Source organism: Bacteroides sp. 3_1_23, from assembly GCF_000162555.1.
Lineage (GTDB): Bacteria > Bacteroidota > Bacteroidia > Bacteroidales > Bacteroidaceae > Bacteroides > Bacteroides ovatus.
Genome location: NZ_GG774949.1, coordinates 1,765,176 through 1,777,767 on the forward strand (window position 1 = coordinate 1,765,176; position 12,592 = coordinate 1,777,767).

General features: G+C 40.7%; 12 protein-coding genes. 6 read left to right on the forward strand and 6 right to left on the reverse strand.

Annotated features, from left to right (window positions below; genetic code table 11):
- The first annotated feature begins 156 nt into the window (after window positions 1-156).
- The 6 genes from HMPREF9010_RS17350 to HMPREF9010_RS17325 all read left to right on the forward strand — a co-directional run bounded on the left by HMPREF9010_RS17350 (window position 157) and on the right by HMPREF9010_RS17325 (window position 6,519).
- Complete coding sequence (locus tag HMPREF9010_RS17350) at window positions 157-666, forward strand: hypothetical protein (protein WP_008647975.1); 510 nt, start codon at window positions 157-159, stop codon at window positions 664-666.
- A gap of 14 nt (window positions 667-680) precedes the next feature.
- Entirely contained in the window at window positions 681-1,616 is a 936-nt protein-coding gene (locus tag HMPREF9010_RS17345; RefSeq protein WP_004295850.1) for a DUF362 domain-containing protein, read from the forward strand.
- A gap of 7 nt (window positions 1,617-1,623) precedes the next feature.
- Window positions 1,624-3,168 carry a 4Fe-4S binding protein gene (locus HMPREF9010_RS17340; protein ID WP_032852497.1) on the forward strand — a complete coding sequence of 515 codons (1,545 nt, stop codon included), beginning with the start codon at window positions 1,624-1,626 and terminating at the stop codon, window positions 3,166-3,168.
- A gap of 166 nt (window positions 3,169-3,334) precedes the next feature.
- Entirely contained in the window at window positions 3,335-4,141 is an 807-nt protein-coding gene (locus tag HMPREF9010_RS17335) for a patatin-like phospholipase family protein (protein ID WP_004295848.1), read from the forward strand.
- 53 nt (window positions 4,142-4,194) lie between these two features.
- On the forward strand, window positions 4,195-5,892 hold the full coding sequence (locus tag HMPREF9010_RS17330) for an alpha-amylase family protein (RefSeq protein ID WP_004318215.1): 1,698 nt from the start codon (window positions 4,195-4,197) through the stop codon (window positions 5,890-5,892).
- Window positions 5,893-6,030: 138 nt separating this feature from the next.
- Window positions 6,031-6,519, forward strand: coding sequence for a PepSY-like domain-containing protein (locus HMPREF9010_RS17325; protein ID WP_004303340.1), 489 nt, complete (start codon window positions 6,031-6,033; stop codon window positions 6,517-6,519).
- Between the two features lie 89 nt (window positions 6,520-6,608).
- Here HMPREF9010_RS17325 and HMPREF9010_RS17320 read toward each other — a convergent pair whose 3' ends face one another.
- From HMPREF9010_RS17320 to HMPREF9010_RS17295, 6 genes are all read right to left on the reverse strand, one after another.
- Window positions 6,609-8,621: an alpha amylase C-terminal domain-containing protein gene (locus tag HMPREF9010_RS17320; protein WP_004325877.1), complete on the reverse strand. Its 2,013-nt coding sequence runs from the start codon at window positions 8,619-8,621 to the stop codon at window positions 6,609-6,611.
- An 18-nt stretch (window positions 8,622-8,639) separates the two neighbouring features.
- A complete protein-coding gene (locus HMPREF9010_RS17315; protein ID WP_004303343.1) occupies window positions 8,640-9,086 on the reverse strand; it encodes a YhcH/YjgK/YiaL family protein in 447 nt (148 codons plus the stop codon).
- Window positions 9,087-9,123: 37 nt separating this feature from the next.
- Entirely contained in the window at window positions 9,124-9,798 is a 675-nt protein-coding gene (locus HMPREF9010_RS17310; protein WP_004303345.1) for a DUF2461 domain-containing protein, read from the reverse strand.
- Window positions 9,799-10,075: 277 nt separating this feature from the next.
- Window positions 10,076-10,672: an aminotransferase class IV family protein gene (locus tag HMPREF9010_RS17305; protein ID WP_004318214.1), complete on the reverse strand. Its 597-nt coding sequence runs from the start codon at window positions 10,670-10,672 to the stop codon at window positions 10,076-10,078.
- On the reverse strand, window positions 10,656-11,663 hold the full coding sequence (locus tag HMPREF9010_RS17300) for an aminodeoxychorismate synthase component I (protein WP_008647983.1): 1,008 nt from the start codon (window positions 11,661-11,663) through the stop codon (window positions 10,656-10,658). Before HMPREF9010_RS17300 ends, HMPREF9010_RS17305 begins: the two co-directional genes overlap by 17 nt.
- Before the next feature lie 129 nt (window positions 11,664-11,792).
- Window positions 11,793-12,527 carry a hypothetical protein gene (locus HMPREF9010_RS17295; protein ID WP_004295839.1) on the reverse strand — a complete coding sequence of 245 codons (735 nt, stop codon included), beginning with the start codon at window positions 12,525-12,527 and terminating at the stop codon, window positions 11,793-11,795.
- Window positions 12,528-12,592 lie beyond the last annotated feature (65 nt).

Consider the following 12,592-nt stretch of genomic DNA (forward strand, 5'->3'; position numbering starts at 1 on the left):
TAGTTTCATGCCGGGAAACTAAAAGTTTCAAGCGCCTGAAACTTTCTTTTCCTACAGGATTAAAATAATATATCAGTCGGATTAAACCTTTTATCTGGAGAAAAGTCTTATTATTAATATATTATCGTTCTATTCAACATTAAAGTATCAACGAAAATGGAAACATCCGTCAAACTCTATTCGCTGAAACACAGCAATGTGAAAACCTACCTGTTCGCCTTACTATTTGTAGCGGGTAACATTGCACTTCCACAATTATGCCATCTTGTACCTTATGGTGGTCCTACCCTGTTACCTATTTATTTTTTCACGCTGATTGCGGCTTATAAATATGGTTTTCTTGTAGGATTATTGACTGCTATTCTTTCACCAGTCATCAATCATTTATTGTTTGCCATGCCCTCGGAAGCGGTACTTCCCATCCTATTAATCAAATCGTCCTTACTCGCCGGAGCTTCAGCTCTTGCAGCACGTACTATAAAATCGGTTTCATTACTGGCCATTCTTGGTGTCGTACTCACTTATCAGGTCATAGGCACTGCATTTGAATGGGCCATCGTCGGAAGTTTCTACGAAGCAGTACAGGACTTCCGTATCGGTATTCCGGGAATGTTACTGCAATGGTTCGGCGGATACGCCCTCCTGAAAGCAATTGCAAAACTCTAAACTAATATAGAAAGATGGACAGAAGGGACTTTTTAAAAACAGTAGCTATCACCGGAGCCGCCCTGACTATACAGCGTTCAGAGGCTATGGAGGTGTTAACTCAAACAATCAATAAAGCAAACGGAAGCAATCCTGATCTGGTGGCCGTTATGGGTGGAGAACCCGAAGAGATGTTCCGCCGTGCCATAAGCGAACTGGGGGGTATGAAGCAATTCGTCAAACCGGGACAGAAAGTGGTTGTAAAACCTAATATCGGTTGGGATAAAGTGCCGGAACTGGCGGGAAATACGAATCCGAAACTGATTGAAGAAATCGTCAGACAATGTTTTGCCGCCGGAGCTAAAGAAGTGGTCGTGTTCGACCATACTTGTGACGATTGGCAGAAATGCTACAAAAACAGTGGTATTGAAGCTGCTGCCAAAAAAGCCGGAGCCAAAGTAATGCCTGCACATCTGGAGTCGTATTACAAACCAATTGATCTGCCAAAAGGCAAAAAGATGAAGAAAGCCAAAGTGCACGAAGCGATTCTGGATTGTGATGTATGGATCAATGTTCCTATTCTGAAGAATCACGGAGGTGCCAATCTGACTATCTCCATGAAAAATCACATGGGGATTGTGTGGGATCGCGGATTCTTCCACCAGAACGATTTGCAACAATGCATCGCAGATATCTGTACATTACAGAAGAAAGCTGTACTCAACGTAGTAGACGCCTACCGGATCATGAAAACAAACGGTCCCCGGGGACGCTCTGCATCCGATGTTGTATTGGCAAAAGGATTGTTTATCTCACCGGATATTGTAGCCGTGGATACGGCTGCTGCCAAGTTCTTCAATCAAGTACGTGAGATGCCACTGGATACAGTAGGACATCTCGCCAATGGGGAAGCATTGAAAATAGGAACCATGAACATTGACAAATTGAATGTCAAGCGAATTAAGATGTAAAACAACCATGTTAAGAAGGCTACGTATTGGAATATCAGCACTTTTATTTGTGCTGATTTCTTTCTTTTTTCTCGATTTCGCAGAAATATTACCGAACAGTTTCCATCGGCTGGCACATTTGCAATTTGTTCCAGCTTTGCTTTCACTAAGTATAGGTATCTTATTATTTCTTATTGCGTTAACGCTTTTATTCGGGCGTGTATATTGTTCTACAATCTGCCCTATGGGTATCTTGCAGGATGTGATTGCACGCATTTCCAAAGCAACGGGAAAAAAGAAAAAAAGATATAGTTACAGTCCTGCAAAAAACAAATTGCGCTGGGGTGTGCTCGGACTGACAGTGATCGGGTTTCTATGCGGATTTACATTTATTGTTGGTTTGCTCGATCCGTACAGTGCGTATGGACGTGTAGTAGTGCACATATTCAAACCTATCTATATGCTGGGGAATAATCTGCTGGAATCACTCTTTGCCAGATTTGACAATTATACATTTTATCAGGTAGACACCTCCATCTTGAGCATTTCTTCCCTTCTCATCGCTATTATTACTCTTGCAATCATCTTTGTAATGGCATGGAAACATGGACGGACATGGTGCAATACGATTTGTCCCGTAGGAACAATATTGGGGTTATTGAGCCGATTTTCATTATTCAAAGTCCGTATTGATACTGCCAAATGTAATGGATGCGGGCTTTGTGCCACCAAATGCAAAGCAGCTTGCATCAATAGTAAAGAACACGCTATTGATTATAGTCGTTGTGTAGATTGTTTCAACTGTTTGGGAGTATGCAAACAAAAAGCATTAGTTTACGCCCCTTCTTTAAAAAAACAGTCTGATGTAGAAACTCCTGCACCATCATCACCGGATTTGGATTCATCCAAACGCCGTTTTTTGGTTGCCGGTCTTGTTACTGCCGGAGCAACCCCCAAACTCATCTCCCAAGCCAAGGAATCTGTAGCAAGCTTGGAAGGTAAGAAGGCATACAAAAAGGAAAATCCGATCACTCCTCCGGGGTCTATCAGTCGGGAACACTTCCAACAGCAATGCACATCCTGTCATCTTTGTGTCAGCAAATGCCCTTCTCATATCTTGAAACCGGCTTTTATGGAATATGGCTTGGCAGGCATGATGCAACCTACTGTTAGCTTTGAGAAAGGATTTTGTAACTTTGACTGTACTGTCTGTGGAGATGTCTGTCCCAATGGAGCAATTCTTCCCATAAGTGTAGAGCAAAAACATCTTACACAAATGGGATATGTTGTTTTCATCGAGGAAAATTGCATTGTTTATACAGATGGAACCAGTTGCGGAGCCTGCTCCGAACACTGTCCCACACAAGCAGTAGCGATGGTGCCGTATAAGGACGGATTGACGATTCCTCATGTAAATAAAGAAATATGTGTAGGTTGTGGAGGATGTGAATATGTTTGCCCAGCCCGTCCATTCCGTGCCATCTATATCGAAGGAAATCCCGTACAAAAAGAAGCAAAACCATTCAAAGAAAGCGAAGAGCACAAAGTTGAGATAGACGATTTCGGATTCTGACCGGCATGGTGCCGGAGCAGAGTTTCCATCCGTGTTTTATGTTCTATGACGGTTTATTTCAAATGTGAACAAGACAGATGGTATGGATTTAAAAAAAACTATCCATTATATTCCTCCTACTTTCAATAAATTCACTAAATTCGTGGCGAACTAAAGAAAGCAATTCATGGAGGTATTCACAAATAACTGGAATAGCCGGAAATATCAGATTGGCTATGCACTAAGCGGAGGATTTATTAAAGGATTTGCCCATTTGGGAGTCATGCAAGCTCTTTTGGAACATGATATTAAACCGGAAATCATCTCTGGAGTAAGTGCAGGGGCACTTGCAGGTGTCTTTTACGCGGACGGCAACGAGCCGCACAAAGTACTTGATTATTTCTCCGGACATAAATTCCAGGATTTAACCAAACTGGTGATTCCCAAGAAGGGACTATTTGACCTCTGTGAATTTATTGATTTTCTCCGGACTAACTTAAAAGCAAAAAATCTGGAAGAGCTACAACTTCCCCTGATTATCACAGCAACTGACCTCGATCACGGTCGCATGGTTCACTTTCATCGGGGAAGCATAGCGGAACGGGTCGCCGCTTCCTGCTGTATGCCTGTCATGTTTTCTCCGGTCAACATAGACGGCACTAACTATGTGGATGGAGGATTGATGATGAATCTTCCGGTCTCTACCCTGCGCAGGGTTTGCAATAAAGTGGTAGCTGTCAACGTAAGTCCCATCATGGCACAGGATTACAAAATGAATATTGTAAGCATTGCTATGCGCTCATTCCATTTCATGTTCCGCGCCAATACCTTTCCCGAAAGAGAAAAATGCGATTTATTAATCGAACCATACAACCTATACGGGTACAGTAACACCGAACTGGAAAAAGCTGAAGAAATCTTCGGGCAAGGCTATAATACAGCTAACGAAGTACTTAGTCAACTGTTGGAAGAAAAGGGGAAAATATGGAAATAATCTCCTATCCATCAGAAACAAGAATGAATACGAATATTAATAATCTACTCTATATGAATGACGAAAATAAAATAATTATCTACCAAGTATTCACCCGCCTGTTTGGAAATAACAACAACCACTGTGTCTACAATGGAGACATTGCCACCAATGGTTGCGGGAAAATGGCTGATTTCACGCTCAAAGCACTTGGTGAAATCAAGAAATTAGGTGCTACACATATATGGTATACAGGCATCATCGAGCATGCCACTCAAACGGACTATCGCCGTTATAATATCAGTCCGGATCATCCTGCTATTGTGAAAGGAAAAGCTGGTTCTCCGTATGCTATCAAGGATTATTATGATGTAGATCCTGACTTGGCTAACGACGTGCAAGGACGTATGAAAGAATTTGAGAATCTGGTACATCGCACACATCGCACAGGTCTGAAAGTAATTATTGATTTTGTACCTAATCACGTAGCACGCCAATATCACTCGGATGCACAACCGGACGGTACGACCGAATTGGGAGCTAACGATGACTCCAGCCAATCTTTCAGCCCATATAATAATTTCTATTATATTCCGCAAGCGGAACTTCATGCCCAGTTTGATATGAAAGACGGTGCAGCAGAGCCTTACCGGGAATTCCCGGCGAAAGCTACCGGTAACAATCGTTTTGATGCTACTCCCAATATCACCGACTGGTATGAAACAGTGAAATTAAACTATGGAGTGGATTATCAGAATGGCGGTACCTGCCACTTCTCCCCGACTCCGGATACTTGGATAAAGATGCTGGACATTCTTCTTTTCTGGGCATCAAAAGACATTGACGGTTTCCGCTGCGACATGGCCGAAATGGTTCCTGTTGAATTCTGGGAATGGGCTATTCCTCAAGTAAAAGAGGCTTATCCTGAAATACTTTTCATCGCAGAGGTTTACAATCCAGGTGAATACCGTAACTATCTGTTCCGCGGCAAGTTTGATTACCTGTATGATAAGGTAGGGCTGTATGACACGTTACGCAATGTAGCTTGTGGATATGAATCTGCATCCGCTATCACTCATTGCTGGCAAAGTCTGAATGGAATAGAGAAAAAGATGCTCAACTTCCTGGAGAATCACGACGAGCAACGTATCGCTTCTGATTTCTTTGCCGGCAACCCGCGTAAAGGAATTCCCGCACTGATCGTTTCCGCCTGTATGAACACTAATCCTATGATGATCTACTTCGGTCAGGAGTTTGGAGAACTGGGCATGGATAGTGAAGGATTTAGCGGAAGGGACGGACGGACTACTATATTCGATTATTGGAGTGTAGACAGCATACGACGCTGGCGCAACGGAGGTAAATTTGACGGGAAGATGCTTACTGAAGAGCATAAACACCTCTACTCTATCTACCAAAAAGTACTGACGATTTGTAATGAAGAGCAGGCAATCAGCAAGGGAGTATTCTTTGATTTAATGTATGCCAATATAAACGGATGGCGTTTCAATGAGCATAAACAATATACTTTTATGCGAAAATATAAAAATGAGATTCTGTTTTTCATTATTAATTTCGACAGTCAACTGGTAGATGTTGCTATCAATGTGCCTTCACATGCTTTCGACTTTTTACAGATTCCTCAAATGGAATCTTATCAGGCCACTGATTTGATGACGGGCGCTAAAGAAGAAATTAGCCTATTACCTTATAAGCCCACGGATGTTTCAGTCGGAGGCTATAACGGAAAGATTTTAAAGATTACTTTTTAAGTAAAAAGACTAAGATCTGTATACTCTTCATCCCTCGGTCACTTATGAATGACCGGGGGATTATTTTATGCACATCACTCAAACAAATATTCTCAAAGGCTGTTTAGGTAGATAAATAATCCTCTAAACTCAAAGCTTATGAAGAAATTTATGATTTGTGCAATCGCATTGTTTCTGCTATTATCTACATCTGTCTTTGGAGATACCCCTCCCGGCAATGTACAGTCGACTTTCAAGAAAATGTATCCTAAAGCAAATGGCGTCGCCTGGTCACAAGACGACGGATATTATTGTGCCAACTTTGCAATGAACGGATTTACTAAAAATGTATGGTTCAACGTTCGGGGACAATGGGTGATGACGCAGACTGATCTTGTCAGTCTCGACCGGCTGACCCCAACAGTCTATAATGCCTTTGTATCCGGCCCATACGCAAATTGGGTGGTAGATAATGTGACAATGGTGGAGTTTCCCAAATGGCAGGCTATTATAGTAATTAAGGTAGGGCAAGATAATGTCGACATCAAATATCAGTTATTCTATACTCCACAAGGGGTATTGCTCAAAACGCGCAACGTTAGTGATATGTATGATATTCTCGGGCCAAGTACCTTTCTGGAAAACTAGGAACTGAATTATATAATAGGGTAATAAACGAGAAAGCCCCCGCAGATATTCAATAATATTTGCGGGGGCTTCTTGATTTAAAGATAAAATTATTTTTTCTTTCTAAGTACTACAGCGGTACGGGCAGGAATATAGAGTTTCAGCCACTCTTTCTTTTCCTTCTTGTACAGCGGATCGGTAATAGTGAAGTGCACGACAGAGTCGTCTGCTAAACCATTTCCTCCAAATGCTACATCGTCGGTGTTCAGTATCACTTCATAAGCTCCCGGAGTTACCAGGAATCCATAATCAGTGAATGACTGCTTTGGATTAAAGTTAAAGACAAATATAAGGTCTTTCCGTTCGTATGCCAATACCTGATCGCCATCATTATGCCATATTTCCTGAACAGGTGTTGCCTGGAAATCTTTCACACTCTTGAGAACTTTCAGCATTTCTTTATCAAAATCACCCATATAGTGATAGGTCAGATTTTTGTTGTCCACCAAATCCCATTGGCGGCGGGCATATTTGCACGACCATCCGTTACCTTCACGCGGGAAGTCAATCCATTCGGGATGCCCGAATTCATTTCCCATAAAGTTCAGATAACCTCCGTTGATAGTCGAAGAGGTCAGCAGGCGGATCATTTTATGCAAAGCAATACCACGGTTGACAACATAATTTTCGTCTCCCTTCTGCATGTGCCAGTACATATCGGCATCAATCAGGCGGAAGATAATCGTCTTATCTCCTACTAATGCCTGGTCATGACTTTCTGCATACGAAATGGTCTTTTCATCCTGGCGACGGTTGGTTACTTCCCAGAACATGCTGGAAGGCTTCCAGTCTTCATCGATCTTTTCTTTGATTGTCTTGATCCAGTAGTCCGGAATATTCATGGCCATACGATAATCGAAGCCGTAACCGCCATCTTCTACTTTGGCAGCCAGTCCCGGCATACCGGAAACTTCTTCGGCAATGGTTATCGCCTTCGGATTTACCTGATGAATCACTTCATTAGCCAGTGTCAGGTAACAAATCGCATTATCATCCTGATGACCGTTGAAATAATCTCCGTAGTTACAGAAAGCTTCACCCAGTCCATGGCTGTAATATAACATAGAAGTCACTCCATCAAAACGGAATCCGTCAAATTTATATTCTTCCAGCCAGTACTTGCAGTTTGACAACAGGAAGTGGATCACTTCATTCTTGCCATAATCAAAGCAGAGAGAGTCCCAAGCCGGATGTTCGCGACGAGCGCCCGGATAAAAATACTGATTCGGATCACCGGCAAAGTTTCCTAGTCCTTCTACTTCATTCTTCACTGCATGTGAATGAACGATGTCCATAATCACAGCAATACCCATCTCATGAGCAGCATCAATCAATGCTTTTAGTTCATCGGGGGTACCAAAACGCGAAGAGGCAGCAAAGAAACTGGATACATGATAACCGAAGCTTCCATAATATGGATGTTCCTGAATAGCCATAATCTGGATACAATTATATCCTTCTTCAGCAATACGAGGAAGTATTTTCTCGCGGAATTCGTTATATGTGCCCACTTTTTCCTCCTGCTGTGCCATTCCGATATGACATTCATAAATCAACAGCGGATTCGTGTCGGGCTTAAATGTTTTCTTCTTGAATTTATAGGGGTTCTCCGGAGCCCAGACTTGTGCACTGAATATTTTGGTCTGTTCATCCTGTACCACACGTGTAGCCCACGCAGGAATACGTTCGCCTTGTCCGCATTCCCAATATACATTCAGTTTGTAGAGATCGCCATGATGAATGGCATCCGCCGGCAGGTTGATTTCCCAAATGCCATTCTTTTGTTTTTTCAGCTTGTAGGCAGCTTTTTCCTCCCAATTATTAAATGTACCCACCATATAAATATGAGTAGCATTAGGAGCCCATTCACGGAAAGTCCACCCCTTATCGGTGCGATGCAATCCAAAATAAAGATACCCCGATGCAAAATCTGAAAGGGTTTGTTTTCCCTTATTCGTCAATTCAGCTTCTTTGTCTAATACATGCTGATGGCGTCCGGTGATAGCACCGGCAAAAGGCTCCAGCCAGGGATCGTTTTTTACGAGATTAAGTGTCTTTTCCATATCAGAATTGAATTAGGATTATGCTTTTACTTTTACGATTACTTTCTTCACACCATCTGGAGTGATACCGGGAGCATGACCGTCTTGCGGGAAAAAGATAGCAAACATTCCCGGTTTTACGGCAACGTATGTTTCTGCTAATCCTTCGAAGAAAGTAATATCTTTTTCCTCGTTGTAAGGTGCATCTGCCGGAACACAGTCTTTAGCAGCAGTATACCCCATTATTTCTGTTCCCGACAATGGGATTTGAATATCAATAAATTCGTTATGAGTTTCCAGTTTGGCTTCCTCTTTTGTTTTAGGTTTGGTTTGTGCAATATTCACCAACAAATCTTTTCCTTTCAGTTCTGTCTTACCAACTTCCATGGCTTGGAGGTCATGAGACTTCAAGAATTCAATAGCCTGTGCAAACAGAGGGTTTAAAGACGCATATTTCTCCAGATTTTCTAAAGTATCTACTACCATATAAGTTAAATTTTAAAGTTTATATTCTAGGCATTATTTATTCAAAATCATCAATCGTATAATTTATAAAATCGGCAAACCGTTTGAATTGCCGGAACACTTTGTCTATCTGTTCCAACATATCCGGTCGGGTAAAGAAGTCATCTGGAACATTATAAGAGCAAACATATTCTTTACATTTCAAATAATCAATGTACTTGAAATCTTTCGGAAAACCTTTCGGAGCTGTTTTCAGAAAATCCTCTCCTATCACCGGGAAGTATTTCTTAAACTCCGGATCTTCTACGATCGCAACAAACTCTTCGATATTATCATAGATAGATTGTCGCACTGCTTTCAGGATATTGGTAGGCAGACACAGGCTTCCTCCGGCAAGCATAGAACCATCCGGCTGCAAGTGTACATAATATCCACAATGATCGGACTTCTTTCCTTTGGCATTGATATAACCTCCGAAATGTATTTTATAAGGTGTTTTATCCGCAGAGAAGCGGGTATCCCGGTAAATACGATAAGTACAGTCTTTGGGCTGAATCCCCCGGATAGTTTCATCAAACAGGGAAATACGGGCGATCACTGTTGCCAAAAAGTTGTCGAACTCGGCACGGGCTGTTTCATATTCTGCCTTATGCTCATTAAACCACTCACGATTATTATTCGCGGAAAGATCTTTTAAAAACTGAAAGATAACGGGTATGTTCATCTTTATCATTTTCTATTATTACTCTACAAACGTACAAATTTTATTTCATATAAACTACAAAAGGGGGTAAAAGGACATAAAAAAAGCATCGGCCTGGTAAAACCGATGCTCTAACACATTTATCAAAAAAACAGACTCTTCTGTCTCTGACGTACTTTAGCTTTCACAAGTGAAGTACAATCTCTTTAATTAATCTTATATCTAATACTATGAAAAACACATAAATATAACAGTACAAAAGAGACTTTTGTTCAGCAGTTCTCTGTATATTTCAGTTAATTATAGTTTATAGAATTAAATGTTTCTCATTTATAGGCAATATAATGTGTTTCCAGTCAATCATTGCATTGAATAACATGATATGGGAATAGTCTTTCAAACATATTTGCGGAATGTCTTTCTCAACAATGAGCTGCCTGTCCAGAAATTCGCTTCGTTTCGTCCCCCGGAGTAACGGATGAGCTGGTGTGAACCAGGTATCTCCGTCATAGAGAGCAACATTAGCTATAGAGGTATCTGTCAGATAGCCATTTCTCACAATTAAAATATCATCCGCCATTCCTTTTTGAGCGTACAAGGCATTCAGTTCTTCCCGATGCGCACTTTTATAAGTATAATCAATGGTATCGGACACAACCAAATGCAAAGAAGATACCTGTCGCATCTGATAGGGCGCATACGTAACTTCTTCCACTTCTTTTCCATATACAATCCGGCATTTATGAATTCCATTTAAAGTTGGCGGAGATATAAATTCCCGTAAATCCAGCGGAGTGCTGTCTTTCCAAAAAGCTGCACGGGTTTCATTAAAGCGCTCTGTGTGATAATCAAGATTATAAATCTGTCCATCCTCTATCCGGATAGTCTCAATAAATGGGTACATATACTTTTTGTTTCATTTCATTATACTCGCTTTCCACATCACTCTGGCAGGTAATCCCACCTCCACTTTTAAAATACATCTTCTCTCCTTCCTGTTCTACAAAACGTATCATAACGGCACTATCTAAATCAATGCCATCAGAATATCCCATAACTCCTGTATAAAATCCTCTGTCGTAGGTTTCAGCTTCCTGGATAATCTGCATCGTCTTTTTCTTTGGAGCACCGGTAATAGAACCGGCTGGCAGTAATCTGAAAATAATATCTCCCAAATGCTCCTGATAATTTTCAGGCAATATACCCTGAATTTCAGAACTCGTCTGGAAAATGACTCCCCGATTAGTCTGTAACCTGTCCATATACCGATACCGGGAAACTGACACCCGGTTGGCAACCATACTTAAATCATTACGAATCAGATCTACAATGGTAGCATGTTCGGCAGTCTCTTTCGGATCATTCATCAATAATTGAGCAGCAGAGGGAATTGAAGCATCAATGGTTCCCTTCATCGGATATGAGCTAATTTTTCCTTGATGAATTCTAACAAATATTTCAGGAGAGAAAACCGTAAAACGATCTTTAATCCATAGCTTATAAATCGCTTTTGAATGAAAATAAATATCTTTCAGAGTGAGATTGGTTTCTACCGGAGTGCGACACGTCAAATTCGTAAGGAAACTATTTCCTGCCAGGATGTTCCGTCGCACGATATTAAACGAACGTTGATAAGAAGAGAAAGATTCTGCGAAAGGCTGCCAATGTAGTGAAGGCACTGTTTTTGCGGAGTAAGTAGCTATATCATCTTCAGCCGATATAATCTGATTGGTAAATCCATTCAAATTATACAAAACTTCAGCGGAATCAACAGCGGCAACCTCCTCTATATAAGATACATCTTGTAGATAATTTATAATGAAAATGAAAGGACGGTGGAGTTGTCCCAACTGGTTCATTCGTTTAATAGCCTGTTCCTTATTATATAAGTGCATATAAAATACTTCTACGTTTAGGGAAGGCAAATGTACACAAAAAGTATAGATTAGAAAAAGATAGCAATAAAAAAGGGTTGTCCGACGTGTCATATCGGCAACCCTTTATCATTTATAAAATTGGTCAAATTACTTCATAACAGCTTTCACTTGAGGAAGCATCTTCTTCACATTTTCATTTTCCGGAGAGATCTTAGCAGCTTCTTCCAGATAGTCTAATGCTTCTTTAAATCTACCATCAGCTTTTTCTTTTTCTGCAGCATATTTATCTGCATCAGAATTTGCCAAAGGAGCAGCTTTCTTCAGGATATTAGCGCCATCATTATAGCACAGAACTCCTAAACTGTACAATGCATTTGTTTTATATTGCTTGTGATCCAAAGGAATTACTTTCTTAAAACAATCTTCAGCTTCTTCTGCTTTTCCTGCTTTCTGTGCTGCAAGTCCTGCTTTTAGATAATGAAGACCATAATTCTTCACCATTGTCTTATTCTTAGGATCGACTTTCAGCCCTTCTTCTAATGTAGCTACATATTCAGCAGTCTTCTTTTGTGCATCTAAAGCCAAAGCTTTACGAGCATACGCATTTCCTATATTAAATTTTTTCTGAATAGCAATATCGAAAAAGGTCACGGCTTCCGCATACTTTTTCACTTCGTCTGCTGCTATACCACAATAGTAAGCTGTTGCAGAATCCTGATTATTAGTCTGTTTCAGATATTCGCTGAACTTCGCATACGCTACTGGATAATTTTTAGCATTAAATGCATCATTTCCTTCTTTTTTCAATTGCTCTGGGGCGGTTTGTGCAAAAACATTAGTCACTACAATACAAAATGCAAATAAAAAAATCAATTTCTTCATAACTTTATGTGTTTTTTAGTTGTTTATCGTTCAAAAGTAGAAGTTATAATAGAAAAACACAACCG